The 24,290-nt window shown below is 70.0% G+C and carries 22 protein-coding genes; 14 read left to right on the top strand and 8 right to left on the bottom strand.

Features of this window, described 5'->3' with window-relative positions; all coding sequences use genetic code 11:
* Positions 1 to 18 precede the first annotated feature (18 nt).
* Genes ACQPXM_RS10405 through ACQPXM_RS10415 form a run of 3 tightly spaced genes read left to right on the top strand, consistent with a single transcriptional unit; the run spans position 19 to position 1,707 of the window.
* The gene (locus ACQPXM_RS10405) at positions 19 to 1,056 is read left to right on the top strand and encodes a glucose 1-dehydrogenase (RefSeq protein WP_432947240.1); all 1,038 of its coding nucleotides are present in this window, start codon (positions 19 to 21) and stop codon (positions 1,054 to 1,056) included.
* Positions 1,057 to 1,108: 52 nt separating this feature from the next.
* Positions 1,109 to 1,372: a DUF3618 domain-containing protein gene (locus ACQPXM_RS10410; protein WP_432947242.1), complete on the top strand. Its 264-nt coding sequence runs from the start codon at positions 1,109 to 1,111 to the stop codon at positions 1,370 to 1,372.
* A complete protein-coding gene (locus ACQPXM_RS10415; protein WP_432947244.1) occupies positions 1,369 to 1,707 on the top strand; it encodes a GroES family chaperonin in 339 nt (112 codons plus the stop codon). Before ACQPXM_RS10410 ends, ACQPXM_RS10415 begins: the two co-directional genes overlap by 4 nt.
* An 81-nt stretch (positions 1,708 to 1,788) precedes the next feature.
* Here the strand turns inward: ACQPXM_RS10415 and ACQPXM_RS10420 are convergent, their stop codons facing one another.
* The gene (locus tag ACQPXM_RS10420) at positions 1,789 to 2,166 is read right to left on the bottom strand and encodes a DoxX family protein (RefSeq protein ID WP_432947246.1); all 378 of its coding nucleotides are present in this window, start codon (positions 2,164 to 2,166) and stop codon (positions 1,789 to 1,791) included.
* Between the two features lie 86 nt (positions 2,167 to 2,252).
* Between ACQPXM_RS10420 and ACQPXM_RS10425 the strand changes: the two genes are divergently transcribed.
* The 9 genes from ACQPXM_RS10425 (at position 2,253) to ACQPXM_RS10465 (ending at position 10,933) form a co-directional block, all read left to right on the top strand.
* Complete coding sequence (locus ACQPXM_RS10425; protein WP_432947248.1) at positions 2,253 to 2,723, top strand: MarR family winged helix-turn-helix transcriptional regulator; 471 nt, start codon at positions 2,253 to 2,255, stop codon at positions 2,721 to 2,723.
* Between the two features lie 40 nt (positions 2,724 to 2,763).
* The gene (locus ACQPXM_RS10430; protein ID WP_432947250.1) at positions 2,764 to 3,360 is read left to right on the top strand and encodes a TetR/AcrR family transcriptional regulator; all 597 of its coding nucleotides are present in this window, start codon (positions 2,764 to 2,766) and stop codon (positions 3,358 to 3,360) included.
* A gap of 27 nt (positions 3,361 to 3,387) precedes the next feature.
* On the top strand, positions 3,388 to 4,311 hold the full coding sequence (locus tag ACQPXM_RS10435) for an alpha/beta fold hydrolase (protein WP_432947252.1): 924 nt from the start codon (positions 3,388 to 3,390) through the stop codon (positions 4,309 to 4,311).
* Complete coding sequence (gene dapC, locus ACQPXM_RS10440) at positions 4,308 to 5,423, top strand: succinyldiaminopimelate transaminase (protein WP_432947254.1); 1,116 nt, start codon at positions 4,308 to 4,310, stop codon at positions 5,421 to 5,423. The genes ACQPXM_RS10435 and dapC overlap by 4 nt, the downstream gene beginning before the upstream one ends.
* Positions 5,424 to 5,507: 84 nt before the next feature.
* The gene (locus ACQPXM_RS10445; protein WP_432947256.1) at positions 5,508 to 6,911 is read left to right on the top strand and encodes a M15 family metallopeptidase; all 1,404 of its coding nucleotides are present in this window, start codon (positions 5,508 to 5,510) and stop codon (positions 6,909 to 6,911) included.
* 101 nt (positions 6,912 to 7,012) lie between these two features.
* Positions 7,013 to 7,693, top strand: a complete 681-nt coding sequence (locus ACQPXM_RS10450) for a hypothetical protein (RefSeq protein ID WP_432947258.1) — start codon at positions 7,013 to 7,015, stop codon at positions 7,691 to 7,693.
* A gap of 44 nt (positions 7,694 to 7,737) precedes the next feature.
* Positions 7,738 to 8,892, top strand: coding sequence for an amino acid deaminase/aldolase (locus ACQPXM_RS10455; protein WP_432947260.1), 1,155 nt, complete (start codon positions 7,738 to 7,740; stop codon positions 8,890 to 8,892).
* 16 nt (positions 8,893 to 8,908) lie between these two features.
* Positions 8,909 to 10,210 carry a D-arabinono-1,4-lactone oxidase gene (locus tag ACQPXM_RS10460; protein WP_432947262.1) on the top strand — a complete coding sequence of 434 codons (1,302 nt, stop codon included), beginning with the start codon at positions 8,909 to 8,911 and terminating at the stop codon, positions 10,208 to 10,210.
* 9 nt (positions 10,211 to 10,219) lie between these two features.
* The gene (locus tag ACQPXM_RS10465) at positions 10,220 to 10,933 is read left to right on the top strand and encodes a PIG-L deacetylase family protein (RefSeq protein WP_432947264.1); all 714 of its coding nucleotides are present in this window, start codon (positions 10,220 to 10,222) and stop codon (positions 10,931 to 10,933) included.
* On the opposite strand, the gene ACQPXM_RS10470 is transcribed toward ACQPXM_RS10465, so the two are convergent.
* The 7 genes from ACQPXM_RS10470 to gndA all read right to left on the bottom strand — a co-directional run bounded on the left by ACQPXM_RS10470 (position 10,930) and on the right by gndA (position 19,126).
* Positions 10,930 to 11,778, bottom strand: a complete 849-nt coding sequence (locus tag ACQPXM_RS10470) for an isocitrate lyase/PEP mutase family protein (RefSeq protein ID WP_432947266.1) — start codon at positions 11,776 to 11,778, stop codon at positions 10,930 to 10,932. The two genes, ACQPXM_RS10465 and ACQPXM_RS10470, sit on opposite strands and share 4 nt — an antisense overlap.
* Positions 11,779 to 11,944: 166 nt before the next feature.
* Positions 11,945 to 12,475: a glyoxalase superfamily protein gene (locus ACQPXM_RS10475; RefSeq protein WP_432947268.1), complete on the bottom strand. Its 531-nt coding sequence runs from the start codon at positions 12,473 to 12,475 to the stop codon at positions 11,945 to 11,947.
* A gap of 319 nt (positions 12,476 to 12,794) precedes the next feature.
* Entirely contained in the window at positions 12,795 to 13,196 is a 402-nt protein-coding gene (locus tag ACQPXM_RS10480; RefSeq protein WP_432947270.1) for a hypothetical protein, read from the bottom strand.
* Positions 13,197 to 13,469: 273 nt separating this feature from the next.
* Positions 13,470 to 14,111 carry a hypothetical protein gene (locus ACQPXM_RS10485; protein ID WP_432947272.1) on the bottom strand — a complete coding sequence of 214 codons (642 nt, stop codon included), beginning with the start codon at positions 14,109 to 14,111 and terminating at the stop codon, positions 13,470 to 13,472.
* 1,700 nt (positions 14,112 to 15,811) lie between these two features.
* On the bottom strand, positions 15,812 to 16,348 hold the full coding sequence (locus ACQPXM_RS10490; RefSeq protein WP_432947274.1) for a DUF6817 domain-containing protein: 537 nt from the start codon (positions 16,346 to 16,348) through the stop codon (positions 15,812 to 15,814).
* A gap of 663 nt (positions 16,349 to 17,011) precedes the next feature.
* On the bottom strand, positions 17,012 to 17,527 hold the full coding sequence (locus tag ACQPXM_RS10495; RefSeq protein WP_432947276.1) for a DUF6319 family protein: 516 nt from the start codon (positions 17,525 to 17,527) through the stop codon (positions 17,012 to 17,014).
* A gap of 159 nt (positions 17,528 to 17,686) precedes the next feature.
* On the bottom strand, positions 17,687 to 19,126 hold the full coding sequence (gndA, locus tag ACQPXM_RS10500) for an NADP-dependent phosphogluconate dehydrogenase (protein WP_432947278.1): 1,440 nt from the start codon (positions 19,124 to 19,126) through the stop codon (positions 17,687 to 17,689).
* A 224-nt stretch (positions 19,127 to 19,350) separates the two neighbouring features.
* On the opposite strand from gndA, the gene ACQPXM_RS10505 reads away from it, so the two are divergent.
* A complete protein-coding gene (locus ACQPXM_RS10505; RefSeq protein WP_432947280.1) occupies positions 19,351 to 22,557 on the top strand; it encodes a DUF2961 domain-containing protein in 3,207 nt (1,068 codons plus the stop codon).
* On the top strand, positions 22,557 to 24,215 hold the full coding sequence (locus ACQPXM_RS10510; RefSeq protein WP_432947282.1) for a family 43 glycosylhydrolase: 1,659 nt from the start codon (positions 22,557 to 22,559) through the stop codon (positions 24,213 to 24,215). Before ACQPXM_RS10505 ends, ACQPXM_RS10510 begins: the two co-directional genes overlap by 1 nt.
* Positions 24,216 to 24,290: the final 75 nt, after the last annotated feature.

The raw sequence follows: 24,290 nt of genomic DNA on the forward strand, positions 1-24,290 counted from the left end.
CAGGGGTGGAGTGGTCGCATGCGGGCGATGACGGTGATTCCGGGCAAGGCTGACTCTGCGTCCGTGGGGCAGATCGCCGAGCCGCCCGAGGCCGACGGCACCATGCTGGTCGAGGGCGTGCTGGCCGGAATCTGCGGCACCGACCTCGAGCTCGTCTCCGGTGAGTTCGGCCGGGACGGCGCCGACCGGTTGGTGCTCGGCCACGAGTCACTCGGCCAGGTCCTGGATGCGCCGCCGGGCTCCGGCTTCTCCAACGGTGACCTGGTCGCCGGTATCGTCCGGCGGCCCGACCCGGAGCCCTGCCCTGCCTGCGCGCGAGGTGAGTGGGATTTCTGCCGCAACGGCCGCTACACCGAGCGTGGCATCAAGGGCCACGACGGGTACGGCGCAGAGCGCTGGCGCGTCGACCCCTACTTCGCCGTACGGGTGCCTGCCGAGCTGGGCCGTCTCGGCGTACTGATCGAGCCTGCCAGCATCCTCACCAAGGCGTGGGAGCAGGTGGACCGGGTCGGCGGACGCTCCTGGTACGAGCCGAAGCACGTGCTCGTCACCGGCGCCGGCCCGATCGGTCTGCTCGCCGCGCTGATCGCAGCACAGCGCGGGTACGCCGTACATGTGCTGGACCGCTCGGACGAGGGCCCGAAGCCGCAGCTGGTCCGAGACCTCGGCGGTACCTTCGTCACGAACCTCGAAGACGTCCGGGTCGAGCCGGACGTCGTCATCGAGGCCACCGGCGCCGGTCCGGTCGTGGTGGAGTCCGCCAAGCTGCTGGCGCCGGCCGGTGTGATGTGCCTGACCGGCATCGCGCCCGGACCGTCGAGCATCGACGTCCAGATGGACGCGCTGGTCCGGCAGTTGGTGATCCGCAACGCCGCTCTGCTCGGCTCGGTCAACGCGGCCAAGCGGCACTATGCGGATGCCGTCGACGTACTGCTGGCCGCCGACCGTGACTGGCTGGACCGGCTGATCACCCGGACCGTTCCGCTGTCGGAGTGGCCGAATGCACTGACCAAGGAGCCCGGCGACATCAAGGTGGTCGTCGACTTGCGGGCGTGACCTGCGAGGATGGAAGCAGTTGCCGGCCAGTAACCCAGACCGAGGAGGACAGGTGTCGGACACGCAAGCTCGCAGTCCCGAGCAGATCGAGGCGGACATCGCCGCCACCCGTGCGCGACTGGCCTCGACCGTGGACGAGCTGGTCGACCGCGCGCACCCCAAGAACGTCGCCAAGCGGCAGGTCGAGCAGGCGAAGGCGCAGGTCTTCGACGAGCGCGGCGAACTGCGCACCCAGAAGCTGGTCGCGGTCGGCGCGGCCGTCGTCGGCGTGGTCGGCGTCCTGGTGATGATCCGCAAGCTGGTGGGTCGCCGGTGACCCCTCGCAAGCGCCTGTCCGACGACAAGCTGCCGATCCGGATGCTGCACGACCGCGTACTGGTCGCGATCGAGGCCGAAGGTGAGCGCAAGTCCTCGGCCGGCATCCTGATCCCGGCGACCGCCCAGATGGGCCGCCGGCTGGCCTGGGCCAAGGTGGTCGCGATCGGCGCCAACGTGCGCACGGTCGAGGTCGGCGACCGGGTCCTGTTCGACCCGGAGGACCGGGCCGAGGTCGAGGTCCGCGGCGACGACTACGTCCTGCTGCGCGAGCGCGACCTGCACGCGGTCGCCGCCAACCGCCTCGAGGACGGCCAGACCGGCCTCTACCTCTAGCAGCCCGTACTACGACCGCGGCCGCCGCGGCAGCATCCCAGCTGCCCCGGCGGCCGCGTCACGTCGTACCAGCCGCGTCGGTCAGAAGCTGTTCGGCCCGAACCGGAAGATCGCGACCAGTGCCGCCAGCACCAGCACCACCGTGTTGATCGCGACCGGCTGGTACTCCTTGCGCCGCACGTGGGTGATGATCGCGCCGATCATGATCACGGCCAGGCCGGTCGCGGCCAGCGGAACCAGGACCGGGGCGATGTCGAGCACGGCCGGCAGGATCAGGCCGATCGCGCCGAGGAGCTCGGCGGCGCCGATGAACTTGAGGGTGCCGGCGGAGAAGTCCTCGGTCCACTTCATGTTCGGGTTCTCGGCCAGCTTGGCCTTGGACTGCAGCAGCTTGGTCGCTCCGGCTGCGAGGAAGAAGGCGGCCAGGACGCCGGCGACGATCCACAAAAAGACGTTCATGATCTACTTTCAACAGTTTGGTTGATGCTTCAACTCAAGGTAGCCGGGTTGACTTGAAGCGTCAATCAAGTCGGTAGACTGGGGCGATGGCAGACGACGTCCGGTGGCTGGATTCCGACGAACTGCAGGGGTGGATGGCGCTCGCCGCGCTGCTGTTCAAGCTGCCCGGGGCGCTCGACTATCAGCTGCAGCGTGACTCGGGCCTGAATCACTTCGAGTACACGGTGCTCGCCGCGCTGTCGGAGTCGCCGGACCGGTCGCGACGGATGAGCGACCTGGCCGGCGAGGCGAAGGGGTCGCTGTCGCGGTTGTCGCATGTGGTGAAGCGGCTCGAGCGGCGCGGATTCGTGCGGCGGCGCCCGTTCGAGGAGGACGGCCGGATCACGGTCGCCACGCTCACCGACGAGGGCTACGCGTACCTGGTCGAGGCTGCGCCGGGCCATGTCGAGGCCGTCCGGCAGTACGTGATCGACGCGCTCACGCCGGAGCAGCTCGGCCAGCTCAAGGCGATCAGCGACCAGATCCTGGCGAAGGTCGACGCGGACCGGCCCTGCTGAGCCCTTGCGGAGTACCGCACGGTCGTGCTCTTATTTGGCTGTGGGTAAAGGCGAGCAGACGAAGGCGGCGGTGCTCGACGTCGCCGCGGCGCAGGTCAGCGTGATCGGGCTGAGCGGGCTCAGCATCGGCCTGCTCGCCGAGCGGACCCGCCTGTCCAAGAGCGGCCTGTTCTCCCACTTCAAGTCCAAGGAGCAACTCCAGCTCGACGTGATCGACTGGACCGCGGAGCTGTTCGCCGAGCGGGTCGTCCGGCCGGCGCTGAAGGCTCCGCGCGGTGAGGCGCGGCTGCGGGAGTTCTTCGACCGCAAGCTGCGCTGGGACAGCGGTGATCTCGCGCTGCCCGGCGGCTGCTTCTTCTACAGCGTCTCCGCCGAGCTGGACGACGCGCCGCCCGGCCCGGTCCGCGATCGCTTCCTGCAGGCTTATCGCGACTACATCGACGCGATCGCGACGGTGTTCCGCACCGGCATCACCGAGGGTCAGTTCCGGCCGGACGCCGATCCGGAGCAGTACGCGTTCGACATCCAGGGCGTGCTGATGGCCTACCACCACGCCAGCCGGCTGCTCGGCGACGACCGGGCCGAGGCCCGGGCCCGGGCGGCCTTCGAAGCGCTGCTCGACGCGGCGCGGATCTGATCCACACCACCTGAGGGGGGAATCGTCATGACGTCGGCGAAAAAAAGCACGATCGTTCGGTTCTATGCGGGAGTCTTCCCGCTGCTCGAGCGGGTCGCCCCGCCGGTCGGCGCCAAGCTGCTCGACCAGCTCTGGTTCCGATTGCCGACCGTGCCCGAGAAGGTCCGGCGGCCGCGGGTCGAACTACCAGCCGCGACGCCGTTCGAGCTGCCCTTCGAGGGTGGGCTGATCCGGGGTCAGGTGTACGGCGACGCCGGCCCGCTGGTCTACCTCGTGCACGGCTGGGGTGGCTGGGGTCTGCAGCTGGCCGCCTTCGTCCCCCCGCTGGTCGAGGCCGGCTTCCGGGTCGTCGCGTACGACGCGCCGAGTCACGGGGACTCCGCGCCCGGTCTGCAGGGCAAGGGGCGCAGCACGATGCCGGAGATCGCCGACGCGTTCCAGGCGGTCGTCGCGGACCGCGGCCCGGCGTACGGCGTGATCGCGCACTCGCTGGGGGCGGCGGCGGTCACGCACGCGTTGCTGCATTTCGCCGAGCCCGAACGGGTGGTGTTCGTCGCGGCGGCGACGGACTTCGCCGTGACGCTGGACGCGTTCCAGGCGGCGTTCGGATTCGGACCGCGGGTGCGAGCCGGGTTCCTGCGGCGGTTCGCGCGCCGGTTCGGGCCGATGGAGAGCTACGAAGGGGTGCGGGCGGTGACCGACCTTGCCGCGCGGCGCGCGTTGCCGCCGCTGCTGGCGATCCACGACCGTGACGACCGCGAGACCGAGGCGGACGGCAGCATCCGGGTGACGAAGGTCTGGCCCGGCGCGACCGTCGAACTCACCGAAGGGCTCGGGCACCGCAGGATCCTGCGCGATCCCGCGGTGATCGAGCTGGCGCTGGGCTTCTTATCCACAGATCGGGAAGCTGGCGACACCCCGCGGACCCCGCGGGAGACAATGGGGCGGTGACGAACCTCTTCTCCAGCTCCACCTCCAGCCGGCTGCCGGACTTCCCGTGGGACAAGCTCGCCCCGTTCAAGCAGAAGGCGGCCGACCATCCGGACGGCATCGTCGACCTGTCGATCGGCAGCCCGGTCGACCCGGTGCCGGACCTGGTGAAGAAGGCGCTGGCGGCCGCGGCCGACGCACCGGCGTACCCGACAACGATCGGTACGTCGATCGCGCGGCAGGCGGCCGTCGATTGGCTGGAGCGCCGCCACGGCGTGACTGGGGTCGACCCGCAGAGCAGCGTGCTGCCGGTGATCGGCACCAAGGAGCTGATCATGCTGCTGCCGACGCTGCTCGGCGTCGGCGCCGGCGACACGGTGCTGATCCCCGACCTGGCCTACCCGACGTACGAGGCGGGTGCGGCGCTGGTTCGGGCCGAGAGCGTGCCGGTCGCCGACGTCACCCAGTACGACGGCCCGGCGCGCGTGGCCTACCTCAACTCGCCACGCAACCCGTCCGGCCAGATCACCTCGGCCGAGGAGTTGCGGGCCGCGGTGGAGTGGGCCCGGGCCAACGGTGTGCTGCTGGTGAACGACGAGTGCTACATCGAGTTCGGCTGGGACGAGCAGCCGGTCTCGGTGCTGCACCCGGACGTCTGCGGCGGCTCGTTCGACAACCTGCTGGCCGTGCACTCGCTCTCGAAGCGGTCGAACCTGGCCGGCTACCGCGCCGGCTTCGTGGCCGGTGACGAGCGAGTCGTGAGCGAGCTGCTGGCCGTCCGCAAGCACGCCGGCCTGATGGTGCCGTCGCCGATCCAGGCCGCGATGGCAGCCGCGTTCGACGACGACCAGCACGTCGAGGAGCAGCGGGCGCGCTACGTCCGGCGCCGCTCGGTGCTGCGCGAGGCGCTCACCGGTGCGGGCTGGGAGATCACGCTGTCGCAGGGCGGGCTCTACCTGTGGGCCGAGCACCCGTCGTACGACGCGTACGGCTCGGTGGCCGCGCTGTCCGAGCTCGGCATCCTGGTGGCGCCCGGTGCCTTCTACGGGACGGCCGGCGCGCGGAACATCCGGGTCGCGCTCACCGGGACCGACGAGCGGATCGACGCCGCGGTGAAAAGACTTCAGAACTAGACCGAACCTCCCGTAGGTTCGTAGCGTCCTTCAGGGTGAGGGGTGGTGGGGCCGGAGTGGTCCCACCCATTGGGGAGGACCACCATGGCTCGGAGAGCTCTGCCGACAGCGGCAGTGGTAGCTCTGCTCGCAGTTGTACTACCGATCACCGCACAAGCCGACGTCACGCCCAGCGTGCCGTCCGGTACGCCGGTGTCGACGCCGGTCACACCACCAGCCGACACACCGGCCACGACACCTCCCAGTACGCCGGCCGAACCGCCGGCCAGTACGCCGGCCGAACCGCCGACCACGACGCCCACCACCCCGGCGACTCCGCCGACGACGCCTTCGCAGTCGCCGTCGGTGACCGCCGAGGCACTGGCCATCTCGCTGGACCAGCCGGCCACCGGCTGGGAAGACCGGCCGCTGACCTTCACCGGCAAGCTGAACAACGGCGCCGTCGGCTGGTACCTGTCGCTGTGGCAGGCGCTGCCCAGCGGCTGGACCCTGCGCGGCGCGACCAAGTCCACCACCGGCGGCGCCTACAAGGTCACCTACACCCCGACCGGCCCGATCCGCACCACCTTCCGCGTCGTGGTCGGCCCGAAGTTCTACGGCACCCCGGCGATGTCGCCGGCCCGGATCGGCACCGCACAGGACCGCAGGATCGTGGTCACCAAGCCCGCCGCCTCGTACGTCGCGCTGACGGGCGTCGCCGTGACCGGGACGACGGTGCCAGCGCAGGCGGGGCTCGAGGTCGTGCTCCAGGACCTGCTCGGCAGCGGCGCCTGGCGCTGGCTGACCAGTGTGAAAACCGATGCCAAGGGCAACTTCCGGCTGCTGGTCCCGGACAACTTCCCGTCCAGCCGGTGGGTCCGCGTGGTCAGTCGCGGCGTGCCGTCGACCGCCGTGGAGGTGTCCGGAACGGCGTACGTGGTGATCAAGGCCGGGCTCAACCCGAAGGTGTACGCGGTCGCCGCCAGCATGGTGCCGAAGACCTATCGGGCCGGCTGCCCGGTCGGGCCCTCGTCGCTGCGGCTGCTGACCATGAACCACTGGGGCTTCGACGGCCTGCTGCACAAGGGTGAGCTGATCGTGCGCGACGCCGCGGTGCAGAAGATGATCACGGTCTGGACGGCGAACCTCAACGCGAAGTTCCCGATCCGGCGGATGACCCGGGTCGACGTGTTCGGCGGCAGCGACATCCGCGCGATGGAGGCCGACAACACCTCGGTCTTCAACTGCCGGCAGGTCACCGGCGACCCGTACTCCCTGTCGCCGCACTCCTACGGCCACGCGATCGACATCAACACCGTCGAGAACCCGTACCTCGCGGCGAACGGCGTCTGGTACCCGAGCAACGGCCTGTCCTACCGCAATCGCTCCGTCGTCCGCCCGGGCATGCTGTTCGCCGGCAGCACGCTGACCAAGGCCCTCGAAGCCCAGGGCTACTTCTGGGGTGCACGCTGGTCCAAGCCCGACTACCAGCACTACCAGCCCAAGTGATCAGTCGGTACGCCGTTGTCCCGGCGGCCCTCCTGGTCGCCGGGCTGGTCGCTTCGTGCACCTCGGACCCCCAGCCTCAGGCGGTTCCGACGACCCCGGAAGTGGCGATCCCCAGCACAGTCGGTGGCACCGTCCCCGTCCCGACCGTCACGCTGAGCACGGCCAAGCCCACCGACGCGGCCAAGCCGCCGGTTCTGCCCGAGCAGGCGACCGCACCACCGCCCCCCGCCGCCGGTCCGGTCTCCAGCAAGAACCTGCCTCCGGCCGACAAGCTCGGAGCCGGCTGGAAGACCTTCGTCGAGGAGGGCGGCGCCGAAGCGGGCTGGCTGGGTAACAAGACGTGGACCAGGCAGCGCAATGCGCATCAGGCGGCGTACGAGGCGCTGCCGGTTGGTTGCGCGGGCCGCCTGCCGACGGGCTCTTTGCCCGTCCCGCTGCACGCACTGCAGGCGACGTACCGGACCGGCGCCGACCTGCCCGCCACGTCGCTCCTGCTCCGCTTCGCCAACCCAGCGCAGGCTGAGCAGTACTTCACCGGCTACCAGGCCCGCATGGCTGCCTGCGGTCAGTCCGCGGACGCCCAGCTCGCCGTCCAGCCGCTGTGGTCGGAGCAGGACGCCGCAGCTCAAGTACGCCGGTACGCCGGTGCCGAGGCCTACGCCGAGACGTCGGTCCGCCAAGGCACAACCGTCGCGCTCGTCGCCGCCCAGGACCCCAACGCCGGCGCCGAGTGGGCGCACAAGGTTGTCCCCGTGCTCCGGACTGTGATCGATTCGGCATGAAAGATGTACTACCTTTCAGTTTTTGATCCGCCTAAACTCCCGGCATGGGTGACTTCGAGCGGTACGGGCGGCTGACCGCCGAGCTGGATCCGCCGTTCGCGGTGGTGGATCTGGCCGCCTTCCGCCGGAACGCGGACGACCTGGTCCGGCGCGCCGCGGGCGTGCCGATCCGGGTCGCGTCGAAGTCGGTCCGCAGTCGCGCGCTGATCGCCGAGGCTCTGCAGCGGCCGGGCTTCCACGGCGTGATGAGCTACGCGTTGCCCGAAGCGCTCTGGCTGGCGCGCAACGGAATCGACGACATCCTGATGGGCTACCCGACCGTGCACCGCGCGGCGCTGCGGGAGCTGGCCGGCGACGCCGAGGCGGCCGCCCGGATCACGCTGATGGTCGACGACGTCGAGCACCTCGCCTACATCAAGCAGGCCACCGGCGGCGGCGAACGGCTCCGGATCTGCTTGGACGTCGACGCCTCCCTGCGGATCTTCGGCCAGCATCTCGGCGTACGGCGGTCTCCGTTGCGAACGCCGGAGCAGGTGCTCGCGCTGGCCCGGCAGGTCGCGGCCGACGACGCGTTCGAGCTCGTCGGGGTGATGTTCTACGAGGCGCAGATCGCCGGCCTGCCCGACACGTCGCCCGCCGTCCGCTGGGTGAAGCGGCGGTCGGCGGCCGAGCTGTCCGACCGGCGGGGCGCGGTCGTCGACGCGGTCAAGCAGGTCGCGCCGCTCCAGCTGGTCAACAGTGGCGGCACCGGAAGCATCGAGATCAGCAGCGCGGATCCCTCGGTCACCGAGGTCACCGCCGGTTCCGGTCTCTACGGCCCGACGCTGTTCGACAAGTACGACGTGTTCCAGCCCGAGCCCGCGGTCGCCTACGCGCTCGGCGTCGTCCGGCGGCCCACGCCGCGGATCGCGACGTTGTTCGGCGGCGGGTACGTCGCGTCCGGCCCGGCGAAGAAGTCCCGGCTGCCCGCGCCGGCCTGGCCGATCGGGCTGCGACTGCTCGGCACCGAAGGCGCCGGCGAGGTGCAGACTCCAGTGCAGGGCGAGCACGCGCGCGGCCTGAAGATCGGCGACCGGGTGTGGATGCGCTACGCGAAGGCGGGCGAGATGCTGGAGCGGTTCGACCGGCTGTACGCGATCGACGGCAACGAGCTGACCGAGCTGGTCAGCTACCGCGGCGAAGGGAAGAACTTCGGATGAGCAGGGCGGTCTGCTGATGAGCACCTGGCGGAACTGGGCGGGCACGGAGTCGGCGACCGGCGTACAGGTGCTGCGGCCGCGCTCGACCGACGAGGTCGCGGCGGCGGTCAAGGCTGCGGCCGAACAGGGCAGGAAGCTCAAGGCGGTCGGGTCCGGCCACTCCTTCACCGGCTGCTCGGTCCCCGAGCAGGTGATGGTCCGGCTCGACGGGCTGTCCGCGATCCAGGCCGCCGACCGGACGTCGGGCCTGGTCACGGTCGGCGCGGGCACCGATCTGGCCAAGCTGAACGCCGGGCTGGCGTCGTTCGACCTGGCGATGGCCAACCTCGGCGACATCGACAAGCAGACGATCTCCGGCGCGATCTCCACCGGCACGCACGGGACCGGCGCGAAGCTTGGCGGACTGGCGACCCAGGTGGTCGGCCTCGAGCTGGTGACCGCCGACGGGTCGGTGCTGCAGTGCTCGGCCGACGAGAACCCGGACGTGTTCGCGGCCGCGCGGATCTCGGTCGGCGCGCTCGGCGTGATCACCTCGCTGACCCTGCAGTGCGTCCCGGCGTTCCTGCTCCGCGCGCAGGAGATGCCGCTGCCGCTCGGCGAGGTGCTGGCCGGGTTCGATGAGCTTGCCGACGGCAACGATCATTTCGAGTTCTACTGGTTCCCGCACACCGACGTCGCGCTGACCAAGCGCAACAACCGGGTCGCGGCCGGCGTCGGCCCTTCGCCGGTCGGGCGGATCCGCGGCTGGGTGGACGACGAACTGCTGTCGAACAAGGCGTTCGAGCTGACCAACCGGCTCGCGGTCCGCAGGCCGGCGCTGGTGCCGCGGATCAACCGGATCGCGACCCGGGCGCTGTCGGCGCGCGAGTACGTCGACGCGTCGTACAAGGTGTTCTGCTCGGAGCGCAACGTCGTGTTCCGCGAGTCCGAGTACGCCGTACCGCGGGAGCACCTGGTCGAGGTGCTCGGGCAACTGCGGGCCTGGATCGACCGGTCGGGGGAGCGGTTCCCGTTCCCGATCGAGGTGCGGGTCGCGGCGGCCGACGACATCTGGCTGTCGACGGCGCAGGGCCGGGCGACGGCGTACCTCGCGATCCACCAGTACCACCGGCTCGACCACGGGCGGTACTTCGCGGCCTTCGAGCAGATCGTCGCCGCGTACGGCGGCAGGCCGCACTGGGGCAAGCTGCACACGCTCGACGCTGAGCGCTTCGCCGAGTTGTACCCGCACTTCGGCGACTTCCTCGCGGTGCGCGACCGGCTCGATCCCGGGCGGGCGTTCGCGAACCCCTACACGCGACAGGTGTTCGGCGACTAGCCTTCGGGCATGACAGCACTGGAACCGGTGGTCGAGGACTGGCAGAAGGCGCTCGCCGTGGTGGCGCACCCCGACGACCTGGAGTTCGGCACGGCCGCGGCGATCGCGCGCTGGACCGCGCAGGGCAAGGAGATCGTCTACGTCCTGCTCACCTCCGGCGAGGCGGGCATCGACGGGATCGCGCCGGCCGAGTGCGGTCCGCTGCGGGAGGCCGAGCAGATCGAGTCGGCGCGCATCGTCGGCGTCAGCGCGGTCGAGTTCCTCGGGCAACCGGACGGCACGATCGAGTACGGCGTGGCGCTGCGCCGGCTGATCGCCGAGACGGTCCGCCGGCACCAGCCGGAGATCGTCATCACGAACAACTTCCGCGAGACCTGGGACGGCGACGTCCTGCTCAACCAGCAGGACCACATGGCGACCGGCCGGGCCACGCTCGACGCCGTACGGGATGCTGCCAATCGGTGGATCTTCCCGGACGTGGGTGAGCGCTGGGCCGGCGTCCGGCAGGTGTGGGCGGCCGGGTCGCCGCTGAGCAAGCACGGAGTGGACACGACGGAGACGTTCGAGATCGGCGTCGACTCGCTGCGCGCCCACAAGGCCTACATCGACGGGCTGAACTGGCCGCATTTCGACCCGGCGGAGTTCCTCGAAGGGGTGTCACGCGCGGCGGGTACGCGGCTGGGCACGACGTTCGCGACGCCCTTCGAGGTATTCACCCCCTAACCGAAGTGCTGGTTCAGCGTGCCGAAGTCGACGGCGTCGTCGAGGCCGGAGTAGGTGCCTTGGTCAAGCAGTTCCTGAGCTGACCGGAGGGCGACCGAGTACGCCGCCTGGGCGATCGCCGTACCGACGCTGACTCGCCGTACGCCGCTGGCCAGGAACTCGCTGACCGGCGGCGCTCCCGGGCCGGCCATCACGTTGATCGGCAGGGGTGAGCGCCGGACGAGTTCGCGGACGACATCGAGATCGGCGAGGCCAGGGACGAACAGGCTGTCCGCGCCGATGGGGGTCTCGTCGGTTGTGTCGTCGTCGCCGCGACCCGCCGCCGCGTACACCGCCGCCCGGGTCAGCACGTCCTCCAGCCGGCCCTCGGGAGCACCGATGCCGAACAGGAACACGTCGGTGCGCACGTTGACCACCAACTCCGGCAGCCCAGCAGCGGCCGCCGCCGACCGGGCCGCGGCGATCCGCTCGACCTGCTCGGCGACCGTGAACAGCGGACCGCCGGGAGCGGTGGAGTCCTCGAGATTCACCCCGACGGCCCCCGCCTCGACGATCCCCTTCACGGTCCGGCCGACGTCGTCCGGCGTCGGCCCGTAGCCGCCCTCGATGTCCGCCGTCACCGGTACGTCCACGGCGGCGGCGATCCGGCGTACCTGCTCGATCATCTCGTCGCGGGTGACGACCTCGCCGTCGGGCTTGCCGAGCGACCAGGCGACGCCACCGCTGGTGGTCGCGATCGCCCGCGCGCCCGCCGCGGCGATCAGGACCGCGCTCCCGGCGTCCCAGGCGTTCGGCAGGATCAACGGATCGAGCGCCCGCAGCGCTCGTGCTTTCTCGCTGGACATACGGCTCCTTGGCTGACGAGCAGTTCCTCACGGACCCGAAAAGCATGGACCGGTACGACGCCGCGGTCTGGCCGTTTTCGGACATACACGTCGGTTTGCCGTGGGGCGCCTCGCTGCGACGTACCTGCTGACGGCGGCCGGGGTAGTCCCGGCCGCCGTGGGTGGGTCAGCTCGGACTGGGCTGGGCGAACCGCAGGACGTTGCCGTACGGGTCGATGACCTCCAGCGTCGGTCCACCCGGCGCGTCGGCCTCGATGCCCGGCCGCAGTGGCACGTTCGGCTGGGCGTGCAGCCGCTGGTGCAACTGGTTGACGTCGGCAACGGGAATCCACACCACGCCGTGCGGGCTGCCGTCGCCGTAGTGCTCGGACAGGTGCAGCCTGGCCGCTGCCCACGACACCTGTACGTACTTCGGCAGCCCCGGCTCGAACTGGTGCTCCCAGTCCAGGCGGAAGCCCAGATAGTCGACGTAGAACGGCAATGCGACGTCCACGGACATCACGCGCAGTACAGGCACCGCTGGGCCGGCATCGGACGGACGTCCCGCGGCCGCCAGGACGTTCCAGTCCTTGGCGCCCTGCTGATGCGCGACGAGCTCCAGCGCGAGGCTGTGCGGGATTTCGACGCCGGCCGCGGCGAGGTCACCACGCAGCTTCCGCGCCAGGTTCTTGGCGTGCTCAACACTGTCGACAGCCATTACTCGGCCTTCCACGCGGCCCAACCAGTCCGGTGCTCGCATTGACGGATTCCAGACCGCGCCAGAAACCGAGACGGCAGCTCTCTCGACAGTGCGCTTCACCAAACCCCGAGGGGCGCGAGCGGCGGGCGGCACCAAACCACCAACAAAGTAGCACCGCAGCGCCGCCGGCGTCAGCCAGCTGCGTCGGCTGTGTGGAGGTCGTTGATCGGTCAGCTTGCGCGGAACGGCGGTGGAGACCCGGTGCGCCAGGTATCCAAGCAGGCCTTCGACGAGTTACGTCGCTACTCGGTCACCTGCGCGGAGGGTAGTCGCTCGGTCAGCCGCGCGGCAGGTCCTTACTCGCGCGAAGGCTCGGTGGAGCCGGGTACGGCGTACGCGGCTCACGGTCACCGGACGGATCACCCGGCGGCTGCTTCCACGAACGGACAAGCGCCCGGCCGTGCTTGGTCAGGCGAATCAGATCAAGCTGCTGCACCTGAGCCGCAGGGATGCCAAGTTGCGCGAGCGTGCGCTGAGCCGTCGCCGCAGCCTGATCGTGCTTGCGCGGACTGGACTTGTGCCGCAGTACGACAGCCACCTGGCCGTCCGGCAGGTCCTCCACCCGAGCGAAGCGCATCGCCTTGTCGAGCTTCGAGGAGTCGAGGGCCAGGTCAAGGTAGGCGGACGTGGTCAGGCGCCGGTCAAGCCGGGTGCGAGCGATCACTTCGTACTGAGCCATGCCTCGATCATCCGTCGCCCAACCACCGTTTTCCAGGAACCGCCGCGACGACCTTTCCAGGAACCGCCGCGTCGACCTGCCCAACACCCTGCCGAGCCCGCGGCACCCGGCCACCCCGGCGAGCGCGCCAAGTTCGCCGCGCTAGCCCACGCCCATCCAGCGGCGGCTAGCCGGGGTGCGGCAACCCGCGGAGATCAGTCGCAGACGCCGGGATACTGCAAACACCGAACTCGGCGTCTTTCGCCCCCATCCTCTTCCACTGCCGGGCAGAGCTCACTCGGCCGCAGTCGCAGGGTTCGCGAGTAGGCGCTGCAGCGACTCCGGAACCGTCATGTCGGGCACTTCCGACTGCTCGTCCGAGAGCGCGCGGCGCAGGAGCGGCAGATTGAGTCGAGTCGTGTCGACCGCGGCGATGGTCGCCTCGATCCGGGAGTCCTGCTGCCTGGCGACCATGGTGGCGAGCTGCACCTCGATCGGCACGGTGGGGATGGCGTGGCCCTGGCACTTGAGCATCTCCCGCTCCTGCCAAACCAGCGGCGACCGGGCCTCGAGCATCAAGGCGGCGACGGCGGGCGCGTCGATGTAGGCCAGTTCAACCTTCACGCCGTCGATGAACCACCGGCCGAAGGTCCACCGCTCGTCCCCATGACCGAAGTGGAGCGTCGGCTCGGCCGCCGTACTGATCCAGTCAGGTGGTTCGTCGGACTCAACGTGTGACGGTACGACTGGCGTCGGCAGAACGGTCGCGGCACGGGCGACATCACCGGCTTCGCGGAGGGCGATGTCGATGTCGCCTGGAACGATCGCTGCACCGCGGAGTGCTGTCGCCGCGCTGCCGAGAAGCATCCACTCGATGCGCTGGCCGTTCAACTGCTCGGCGACGGCGGCCAACGTCGTGGTCCAAGGAGCGCTCATCCACCGAAGCTAGCCGTCGGCACCGACACTGCGGTGAGTCCGAAAGCAGGCGAGGCCGCTGAGCCCGGGCAGACGCCGTACGGCGGAAGCGCAGGAACGCGGCATCATCTCGACGAGGATCGCGAACGGTCCGCTGATCCGCTACGGTCCGCCGATCGAACAGCGAACCAGCGAGCCCGTGTGTGCCTCCGAGCCCCGCGGTGAACCATCAAGCTTGCGCTGAATCAGCGTGCCCGCGGCGAACCATCAAGTCTGCGCTGACCACCGTGCCCGCGGCGAACCATCAAGTCTGCGCTGACCACCGTGCCCGCGGCGAACCACCGAGTCTGGGCAGGCAGCGTCACGCCGGCCCAAGCGATCGCCCCCGAAGCCAATCGCTGGGCTCGCCAACTCCACGTCCTGACCCACGGGCCAGCCGGTACGCCGGGTTGCTCACGTCAACGGTCAGACCGTTGCCCGGGGCCGCCGGTCCCACGCCGCCCTGCCCCTCCGAGCGCCGTCGGGACCTGCGGACCCCGGCGCACGACCGGCACCGACGCCGCGTAGGTGCGACCAGCATCCACACCCGAGATCCGGCACATGAACACGAGCACCGCGATGCCGTACAGGTAGCCCAAGCCAGCGGCAGGTCGTTGGCCAGCAACGCGATCAGCACACGCCAGGCTGCCCGGAACGGCGAGTTCGCCGGACAACTCGTCGAGCGTGACGTCCGCCGCCGCGACCGCCGCGAAGGGCCGCATCTGTTCCGCGGGCGATCGAGGCTTCGGGCACCGGTCATGCCGACGACCGACGCGCCGGATCGCGGCGAACCGGGTGATGCCGTACGGGTCGTGCGGCACCAGCTCCGACTCGCATTTCTGAGGTTCACCGTCGCCAGGATGGGTTCGATGGCGGTATGCGGCGGTAGAACCCAGCACCGCGGGGGTTAACCGTACAAATGCTGCGGGCGGGAGGAGGGAGAGGGCTGAGCGGGTGGCGGGTGTTCGACCAGCCCGACGGCCGGGTCGGAGGGGGAGTGGACCCCGGGGCCCGCCCGCCGCCATTTGGGGCGGGGCGCGCGGATCCCATGCTCCGCAGTGTCCGGGCGCGGGTGCTGGTCAGATTCCGACCTGCAGGCGAACACCTCGACCACCTGGTTGCCGACCGGCCCGGGCGTCGAGGGCTCGCCCGCCGTCCGGTGCGGGCTCGAAGTCGAGGGCTCGAGCCCGGCCCGGTGTGGGGGGCGAAGTGCAGGGAACCGGCCTCGGCCCGGTTCGGGTCGGAGTTCGAGGGCTCGGCCACGGCCCGGTGCGAGGTCGAAGTCCAGAGACCGGCCCGGGCCCGGTGTGTGTGGGGGTCGAGGTCCAGGGACGGGCGCCGGGCCGAAGTCGAGGGCTCGAGCCCCGGCCAGGTGTGAGGTCGAGGTCCAGGGACGGGCCCCGGCCCGGTGCCGGGTCGAAGTTCGAAGGCTCGCCCCCGGCCAGGTGCGGTGTCGAGGTCCGGGACCGGCCTCGGCATGGTGCGAGCCGGAGGTCGAGGGCCCGGCGCCGGGGCGGGTACTAAGGCAGTTCGAGCGCTCGGGCTCAGCCAGCCGCGGGCTCAGACTACGAGTGTTCGCCCAGGCCCGGTGCTGGGTTGGAGTTCGAGGGGCGGCCCCAGCTCTGGTGCCGTGCCGGGTCGAGGGCTCGGACCCGGCCAGGGGGTGGAGCCCAGGCGCTCGGTCAGAGTTCCAGGGCTCGGGTGGCGTCGGCGAGGACTGTGGGGGACGCCAGGGACTGCCAGCGGGGGACCAGTTCTTGCAGGTACGGGCGGAGTTTGCCGGCCAGGTCGGGGGCGTGGTCGAGGACGTCTAGTTCGTTGACGATGGTGAGGTCGACGAAGTCGCGCAACTCGGCGGTGGTGAGTTCCTCGGACGTACCGGTGAAGCGGTCGGTGACGGTGCGGTGCTCGGCGAGGTCGCGCCAGGTGGTTTCGCGGTCGCAGGAGCCGTAGCGGTAGACGAGGAGTTCGGCTTCGGGGCCGATGACTGCTTCCAGGACCGGGCGTTCTTCGCGGTGGTCGAAGAGGTGGGTGGGGAAGCCGTCGGTGCCGTAGGCCGCGTGGGCCAGGCCGGCGAGGACGAGGGTGTCGGAGGCGCCTAGCGTGCTGAGGCGTTTGGCCACGCGGTGGAGGTGGACGTAGAGCGTGCCTCCGGCGTGGTCGAGCTCGTCGGCGCCGCGAACCAGCAGGAGCGATCCCAGGTCTTGGAAGGTGCTCATCTGACCTCTTCTGTTCGGAGCGGTCAGGGCCCGGAAGGTGAACCCAGAGCAAACACGGTACGGCGCGGGAAGGTCGAGTGCGTGGGACACGGCGTGCCGGATAGGTCACAGGGGTTTGGGGTGGATTGGGGGAAGAGTTGTTGGTACGGCGGGGTTGGGGCTGGGGTTGCTGGTTGGGTGACCGGCTGGGGCTGGGGGTTGTCGGTCGGCTGATCGCGCTTGGGTTGGCGTGGGTGGGCATGCTCGCGTGGGTCGGGCCTCGCGGCGCCGGCTGCGGGTAGGCGCGCTGGTGCACGTAGGTGCCACCTGTGAACTTCTTGCTACTTCCCTGGGTGCACCGAGTACAGGTTGGTTGTTGGCAAGAAGTCAGCACGCGTCACCGCTGGGTGAGCCCCAGACCGCGTGCTCGTTAGCCGTCGCCGGTTGGGGGCTTGGGCTGAGGTTGCCGTTCGACTGGCCGGCTGGGGCTGAGGTCGACGGTCGGCTCACCGGCACCAGCTGCCTGGCCTTGTCGCCCGAAACGCGTCATGCCGGGCCGTTTCTGGGAAACGGCCCGGCATGCTCCTCAGTGCGTCTGGGTGGGGGCGGACGCCTCTGACCCCACCCAGGGGTTCCACGGCCGGAGTTGGGGGAAGTCCGCGTCCGGCTGCGGGATCAAGGGGATCAGTCGTCCAGTTCGGCGAGGGCTCGGCGGGCGGCTTCGAGTTCGGCTTCCAGGGCGGCGACCTTGGCGGCCTGCTGTTCGCGGGCGGCGTCGATGACCTCGTCGATCGGGCCGGACAGGTCTTCGTGCAGCTCCTTGGCGGCGCGGGAGACGGCTGCGGCGGCGACGAGCAGGTTCTTCGCGATGTAGCTGTTGCCCTGCTTGAGCTCGGCCTTCCACTCGCCGTCGGCGGTGCCGGTGACGGTCAGCGTGAGCTCGAGGGTCTTGGTCTTCTTCGCCGGCGCCTTCTTGGCAGGAGCCTTCTTCGGCTTCTCGGCGACCGGGGCGGAGGTGGCCTCGCCGGGGGCCGGAGTCGTGTCCGAAGCGTCGGCGGCCGGGGCTACGGCCTCGGACGACGTGCTGTCGGACGTCGTGTCAGGGGAGGTCAGCGTGCTGCCGGCCGGAGAGTCGAGCGCCTCGGCGGGAGTGTCGACGACGTCGGTCTGGGCTTCAGCTGCAAAAGTGTTTACGGTCATCGTTGCGGCGATCTCCCTGGGTGAACATGTCCCCGCCGGAGCGGGCTGGCGCTGAGAGAACAGTAGAACACATGTTCGATCCCGAGGCCAATTCCCCTGCCGCGTCAAACAAGTCGAACGAAGAGGGCGCCTGCCGCCGGCAGGCGCCCCCAGCGGAACTCAGGCGTCGTGTTCCTTGCGGTCGCCGGACCAGTCGAGGTGGAAGGCGCCCTCGCGGTCGACGCGGTGGTAGGTGTGCGCGCCGAACAGGTCGCGCAGACCCTGGATCAGCGACGCCGGCAGCCGCTCGGCGCGCAGGCCGTCGTAGTACGACAGCGAGGCCGAGAAGCCCGGAGCGGGCACGCCGGCCGCGGCCGCGACACCGACGACGCGGCGCCAGGCCTCCTGGCCGTTCGCGACGGCTTCCTTGAAGTAGTCGTCGACCAGCAGCGACGGCAGGTTCGCGTCGCGGTCGTAGGCCTCCTTGATCCGGTCCAGGAAGCGGGCCCGGATGATGCAGCCGCCGCGCCAGATCGTCGCCATCGCGCCGAGGTCGATGTCCCAGCCGTACTGGTCGCTGGCCGCGCGGATCGCGTCGAAGCCCTGCGCGTAGGCGACCAGCTTCGACGAGTACAGCGCGTGCCGCACGTCCTCGATGAACGCGTCGCGGTCCACCTCGACCTTCGGGTTCGCCGGGCCGGGCAGTACGCCCGCCGCGGCCTCACGCCGTACGACGTCACCGGACAGGGAGCGGGCGAAGACGGCCTCGGCCATGCCGCTCACCGGGATGCCCAGGTCCAGCGCGACCTGCACCGTCCACCGGCCGGTGCCCTTCTGCTCGGCCTGGTCCAGGACGACATCGACGAACGGCCCACCGGTCGACTCGTCGACCTGCGACAGCACCTCGGCGGTGATCTCGATCAGGAACGACTCCAGATCGCCGCTGTTCCACTCGCGGAACACGTCGGCCAGTTCGCTCGCGGACAGCCCGAGCACGTTGCGCATCAGGTCGTAGGACTCCGCGATCAGCTGCATGTCGGCGTACTCGATGCCGTTGTGCAGCATCTTGACGAAGTGACCGGCGCCGTCCGGGCCGACGTGCACGCAACAGGCCTCGCCGTTCACGTGCGCCGAGATCTTGGTCAGCATCGGCTCCAGGGCCGCGTAGGCGAAGGTCGAACCGCCGGGCATGATGCTCGGCCCGTTCAGCGCGCCCTCCTCGCCGCCGGAGACGCCGGCGCCGACGAAGTGCAGGCCCTTGGCCTTCAGTGCGTCCTCGCGGCGGCGGGTGTCGGCGAAGTGTGCGTTGCCGGCGTCCACCACGATGTCGCCCTCGTCCAGCAGCGGCACCAGCTCGTCGATCACCGCGTCGGTCGGCTCGCCGGCCTTGACCATGATGATGATCTTGCGCGGCGTCTCGAGAGACTCCACCAGCGCCGGCAGGTCGGCGGCCGGGACGAACTCACCCTCGTGGCCGAACTCCTCGACCAGGGCGTCGGTGCGGCCCTGGGAGCGGTTGTGGACGGCGACGCGGAAGCCGTTGCGGGCCAGATTGCGGGCCAGGTTGCGGCCCATCACGGCGAGGCCGGTGACGGCGATCTGGGCTGGAGCAGAACTCATCGGTGTCTCCTGCGGGTGAGGACTGGACGTTCGGCGTGCGGGTCCAGTCTGTCGCCCCTGGCAACTCCATGGCCCATCGGGTGACCAACTGGTGGATGGTCCCTTTCATTCCAGAATCAGCGCGGCATTTCAAAATCAGCACATCGAGCCCTTCTCAAGCACCGGACGCCGGTGGTAGACATCTGAGAAATCGATTTCCCAGTCTCTCCGGAAGGTCTCCGCCTATGACCAGCCTGCTGCGCCGTACCGCCGCGGCTCTGCTCGGAGCAGTCCTCGTTCTCCCCGTCGCCGCGACCGCCTCAGCCACCGGTACGACGAACGCCGCGCCCTCCGCGCAGGGCGGCAACGGCCCGGTCGGCTGGGACGTCTACCGCCGGCTCGACCGGCTGCCCGAGCTGCAGAACGGCGTCCGGACCAAGCAGTTCTCCAGCTTCGGCCGCGACGGCACCAACAACGACGGTTTCGACGGCACCTACTCCTGCCTGCGCACCGACGCGTCCGGCTGCGTGATCGCCGAGGACGCCGGTCCGGGCGAGATCGGCACGATCTGGTTCACCCGCGACGGCGGCGACGTGCGCGCGACCGGCAAGATCACCATCGAGCTGGACGGCCGCAAGGTCGTCGACGCTTCCCTGCAGGACGTGGTCGACGGCAAGCTCGGCGCGCCGTTCGTCTTCCCGCTGGTCGCCAACGCGCTCGAGACCTCCGGCGGTGTCTACATCCGGGTGCCGATGCCGTACCGCAGCTCGATGCGGGTCACCGTGCAGAGCAACCCGTACTTCTACCACGTCGGCTACCGCGAGTTCCCGGACGCGAGCGGGGTCGGCACCTTCGACCCGGCCGACAAGGCCGAGGACGTCGTCGCGCTGCTGAAGGCGGCCGGCACCAAGGACCCGAAGCCGGCCCAGCCGGGCGCCCGGACGACGGGCCGGGCGGTCGATCTCGCGCCGGGCGCCCAGGTGAAACTTGCCGAGGTCAACGGTCCGGGCGAGCTCAGCGCGCTGCGGCTGAAGTTCCCGCAGATCGAGGGCCTCGAGCTGCCGAGCGTCTCCGACGACGGCCGCGCGCACGTCGGGACCAGCGAGTTCACGGTGAAGGTCGATCCGGCCAACACCGGCGTGAAACTGATCCGCCGGATGGACCTCAAGATCGGCAACCAGCGCGCGAAGGTGTTCGTCGACGGCGTCGAAGCCGGCGAATGGGCGCCGCTGAAGGCCGACGGAGCGCAGTGGTACGACCAGGTGCTCGAGCTGCCGGCCGCGCTCACCGCGGGCAAGTCGCAGCTGCGCATCCGCAACCAGTTCGTCTCCTCCGACCTGGACTTCAACGAGTTCACCTACTGGGCGGACTCGATCGTCGGCGGGACCGCGAAGCGCACCGACACCCTCGACCTCGGTCCGGACCACCCCGCCGAGGAGCAGGCGCACCAGTACGCGATCACCCAGCAGAACTGGAGCGGCCGCAACTCGATGCCGTACGCCGCGACGCCCGAGGACCTGGAGCGGGTCAAGTCGTCCGACGCGCTGCTCGCCGGTGTCCGCGTCCGGGTCACCGTCGACGGCAAGCAGCGGGTCGACGCCCCGATCGGCGAGTTCTTCGGCTCGGGCCTGGGCGAGAACCCGGTCCGCAGCCTGTACTTCGCGATGGACCCCGACGGCTGGTACTCGGCCTGGTGGCCGATGCCTTACTTGGCCAAGGCAACCGTCACGCTCGTCAACAACTCGGCGTACCGGCTGACCGGCCAGGGTGAGGTCACGGCGGCCCGAGACGCCGGCGCGGCCGTCGACCTGGTGACCGGCCGCAGCGGCTACTTCACCGCGATCTCGCACCGCGGCGAACCGGTGATGGGCAAGGACTGGACGATCGCCGAGACCACCGGGCGCGGCAAGTTCGTCGGCGTCTCGCAGACCATGGAGGGCCTGCAGCCGGACGGCAACACCCGTGGTTACCTGGAAGGCGACGAGCGCGTCTACGTCGACGGTGAGCGCACCCCGGCGATCTACGGCACCGGCACGGAGGACTACTACGAGTCCGGCTGGTACTTCAACCAGGGCACCTACTCCACCCCGTGGCACGGCAACTCCGGGCACGAGGTGCGTCTGGGCGCCTGCACCGTCGAGTGCGACAGCGCCTGGCGTCTCCACGTCACCGACGCGATCGACTTCCAGAACCAGCTCACCTTCGGCATCGAGCACGGCCAGCAGAACGACCACGCGGCGGTCTACGGCTCGACGGCCTTCCTGTACGCCGGGGCGGGCAACCAGTTCGGCGCACGGGAGACAGACCGCATCGACACCGGCTCAGCGACCAGCCGGGCGCAGCACAACTACACCGACCCGGGGGCGCAGACCGCGGACCTCACGTCGGTCTACGAAGGCGACCACGACGACACGGTGCTGACTGACCAGGTCCGCTCCACCACCGGCGCGGTCAAGTTCGACGTGAAGATCGACCCGGTCAACAAGGGCGTGACGTTGCGCCGGACCGGTGACCAGAAGCTCTCCCGGCAGTCCGCGCAAGTAGTTGTCAACGGCAAGGATGCGGGAACCTGGATGCAGCCGCTGGGCAACGATCGCCAGCGCTGGCTGGACGACAACTACCAGGTTCCGGCGTCGCTGACCTTCGGCCGGACCAAGCTCAGCATCGAGCTCCGCCCGACCGCGGGCGCACCCGCCTGGACCGCCGCCGCGTACGCCGTACAGTCGCTCGTCATCCCGTACGCCGACCACAAGGCGCCCGCGCCGGCGACGAACCTGGTCGCCACCGGACGCACTGACAACGCGATCGGGCTGACCTGGTCGGAAGCGTCGGACGACAGCGGTGTCGCGCGGTACAAGGTGTACGGCGCGAAGGCCGGTGCGGCCGAGCAGTTGATCGGAACGAGCAGCGTGCCGGGCTTCGTGCACCGAGGCCTCGGCCTGAAGGAGACCTGGACGTACCGGGTGTCGGCGGTCGACCTGGCCGGACACGAGAGCGCGAAGTCCGCGGCCGCCCAGGCGACGTCGGGCCGAACGCTCCGGGTCGAGGCCGAGTCGTTGCTGCCGGCCGTGTCCGCGACAGTGCCGGTCGACCCGCAGGGCAACTGCTGCGGCGTCAGCTGGTCCGGCGGGAGTCAATTGTGGATCCACGGGACGAAGGCGGGTGACAAGGTGGTGCTCGAGTTCTCGGTGCCTTCCGCGGGCACGTACACGATGTCGACGGTGCTGACCAAGGCGGCCGACTACGGCATCGTCGACGTCGCGGTCGACGGTGGTACGCCGGTGTCGTTCGACGGCTACCAGGCGACCGGCGTCGGGACCCAGAAGGTCGACCTCGGCAACGCGACGCTTGCCGCGGGCAAACACCAGCTGTCGGTCACGCTGACCGGCAAGAACCCCGCGGCGACGAACTTCCTCGCCGGGGTGGACGTGCTGGACCTGGAGCTCGGCTGATGCGCGGCCGGGCGATCCTGGCGGCGTTGGCGGGAGCTGCCGTTCTGAGCGCGGCAGCCCTGCCGGCGTCGGCCGGAGGTGGTGACGAGCGGGTGCGCAGTACGCCGTACGTGCAGGTGGACCGGGTGGTTGCGGCCGGCAAGTTCACGAAGGTGTACGACCCGAGCGTGGGTGAGAACGAGCAGTGGTACTACAACGACCACACGCTCGTGCAGGACCGCAAGACCGGGACCTGGCACGTCTACGCGATCACGCACGCGGAGCCGGCCAACCCGCTGGACGAGAAGAGCTTCGGGCACGCGACGGCGCCCACTCCCAACGGGCCGTGGACGAAGCAGGCTCCGGCGTTGGTCGCGGATCCGGCGGCGGGGGAGAGCCACATCTGGGCGCCGTACGTGCTGTACGACGCCGGGACTTACTACATGTTCTACGCGGGTGGGACCGAGGACCACACGGCGTACCGGATGCACCTGGCGACCTCGACGGATCTGGTGAACTGGACCCGTGACTCGGCGGCGAACCCGTTGTTCACCGATGGGTTCGACGGGCGCGACCCGATGGTGCACCGGGTGGGCGACCAGTGGGTGATGTATTACACGGCCAACTCGACGCCGGCAGGTGGCAACCACATCGTCGCCTACCGGACGAGCACGGACCTGCGGCACTGGAGTGAGCGCCGGACGGCGTTCGAGCATCCGCAGACCGGGACGTTCGGTGGGCCGACGGAGTCGCCGTTCGTGGTGCAGCGGGGGTCGGACTGGTATCTGTTCGTCTGCTGCGACGGCGGGTACGAGGTGACGAAGGTTTACAAGAGCAAGGACCCGCTGAAGTTCACCGTCGACCAGTTGGTCGGCACGATCGGGGCGCACGCGGCCGAGGTCGTGCAGGACGGCAACAACTGGTGGGTCACCGGCGCGGGGTGGGGCAAGGGTGGCCTCTACATCGCTCCGCTCGACTTCGACGCGTTGCAGGTGACGAGGGGACGGGTCGTCTCGACGAACTACTACCGGGCTACGGTCCAGAGCGCACCGCGTGCGGCGCTGACGAAGCTCGAGGTGGATCCGTCCGGGCAACGCAACTATCGGCCCGCGCTGGACTCGTCGTCGCGCTCGACCGCACCGTACCTGGCGGTCGGGAACTTCGGGGCGACGGACACTGCCGGGCCGGCCGCCCGGGTCGAGTCGAGGCGGGACCGGCTGGCGTTGAAGGGAATCACCTTCAACGACGAGCCCGTCACCGCGGACTGGACCTTCGCGTTCGGGCCGAAGACGTTCGACACGCACTTGCGGTGGAACGTGAACGGGGCAACGACCGCGCCGGTCTGGGAGGTCGCGCTGAACGTCGACTCCGCGCTGCCGAACCTGGGTGATCCGGGTGGGTTCAACCGCAACGGAGACGTGGCGGGGCTGCCCGCGTGGTCGATGGCGACCGGACCTGGACTGAGCGTCGTCACCGCGTACAAGGCGGGCTCGGCGTGGTCGACCGACAACCACTGGTACGACGCACCGAACGGGGCTGTCGCCTGGCAACCCCTGTGGCAACCCGGCGGCCGGGCGCTGCCACCGGGCACTTACGACGCGGGCACGTTCCGCTTCGGCTTCTCGGCGCAGGAGAAGGACACCGCCTACGCCGACCAGTTGGCGGCGGACCTGAAGTAGGCCGACCTCCACCACCGACCAAGCCCGGTCCCGCGCTGACGCGTGGGGCCGGGCTCGCCTGGATGGGTCGTCGCC

It is taken from the genome of Kribbella sp. CA-253562 (genome assembly GCF_050942265.1).
In the GTDB taxonomy this organism is placed as follows: Bacteria; Actinomycetota; Actinomycetes; order Propionibacteriales; family Kribbellaceae; genus Kribbella.

Coding starts and splice junctions, on each gene's coding strand:
- ACQPXM_RS10405 (WP_432947240.1), top strand. CDS start 19: ATGCGGGCGATGACGGTGATTCCGGGCAAGGCTGACTCTGCGTCCGTG.
- ACQPXM_RS10420 (WP_432947246.1), bottom strand. CDS start 2,166: ATGAACGTCTTTTTGTGGATCGTCGCCGGCGTCCTGGCCGCCTTCTTC.
- ACQPXM_RS10425 (WP_432947248.1), top strand. CDS start 2,253: ATGGCAGACGACGTCCGGTGGCTGGATTCCGACGAACTGCAGGGGTGG.
- ACQPXM_RS10435 (WP_432947252.1), top strand. CDS start 3,388: ATGACGTCGGCGAAAAAAAGCACGATCGTTCGGTTCTATGCGGGAGTC.
- ACQPXM_RS10445 (WP_432947256.1), top strand. CDS start 5,508: ATGGCTCGGAGAGCTCTGCCGACAGCGGCAGTGGTAGCTCTGCTCGCA.
- ACQPXM_RS10455 (WP_432947260.1), top strand. CDS start 7,738: ATGGGTGACTTCGAGCGGTACGGGCGGCTGACCGCCGAGCTGGATCCG.
- ACQPXM_RS10460 (WP_432947262.1), top strand. CDS start 8,909: ATGAGCACCTGGCGGAACTGGGCGGGCACGGAGTCGGCGACCGGCGTA.
- ACQPXM_RS10465 (WP_432947264.1), top strand. CDS start 10,220: ATGACAGCACTGGAACCGGTGGTCGAGGACTGGCAGAAGGCGCTCGCC.
- ACQPXM_RS10470 (WP_432947266.1), bottom strand. CDS start 11,778: ATGTCCAGCGAGAAAGCACGAGCGCTGCGGGCGCTCGATCCGTTGATC.
- ACQPXM_RS10475 (WP_432947268.1), bottom strand. CDS start 12,475: ATGGCTGTCGACAGTGTTGAGCACGCCAAGAACCTGGCGCGGAAGCTG.
- ACQPXM_RS10480 (WP_432947270.1), bottom strand. CDS start 13,196: ATGGCTCAGTACGAAGTGATCGCTCGCACCCGGCTTGACCGGCGCCTG.
- ACQPXM_RS10485 (WP_432947272.1), bottom strand. CDS start 14,111: ATGAGCGCTCCTTGGACCACGACGTTGGCCGCCGTCGCCGAGCAGTTG.
- ACQPXM_RS10490 (WP_432947274.1), bottom strand. CDS start 16,348: ATGAGCACCTTCCAAGACCTGGGATCGCTCCTGCTGGTTCGCGGCGCC.
- ACQPXM_RS10495 (WP_432947276.1), bottom strand. CDS start 17,527: ATGACCGTAAACACTTTTGCAGCTGAAGCCCAGACCGACGTCGTCGAC.
- gndA (WP_432947278.1), bottom strand. CDS start 19,126: ATGAGTTCTGCTCCAGCCCAGATCGCCGTCACCGGCCTCGCCGTGATG.
- ACQPXM_RS10505 (WP_432947280.1), top strand. CDS start 19,351: ATGACCAGCCTGCTGCGCCGTACCGCCGCGGCTCTGCTCGGAGCAGTC.
- ACQPXM_RS10510 (WP_432947282.1), top strand. CDS start 22,557: ATGCGCGGCCGGGCGATCCTGGCGGCGTTGGCGGGAGCTGCCGTTCTG.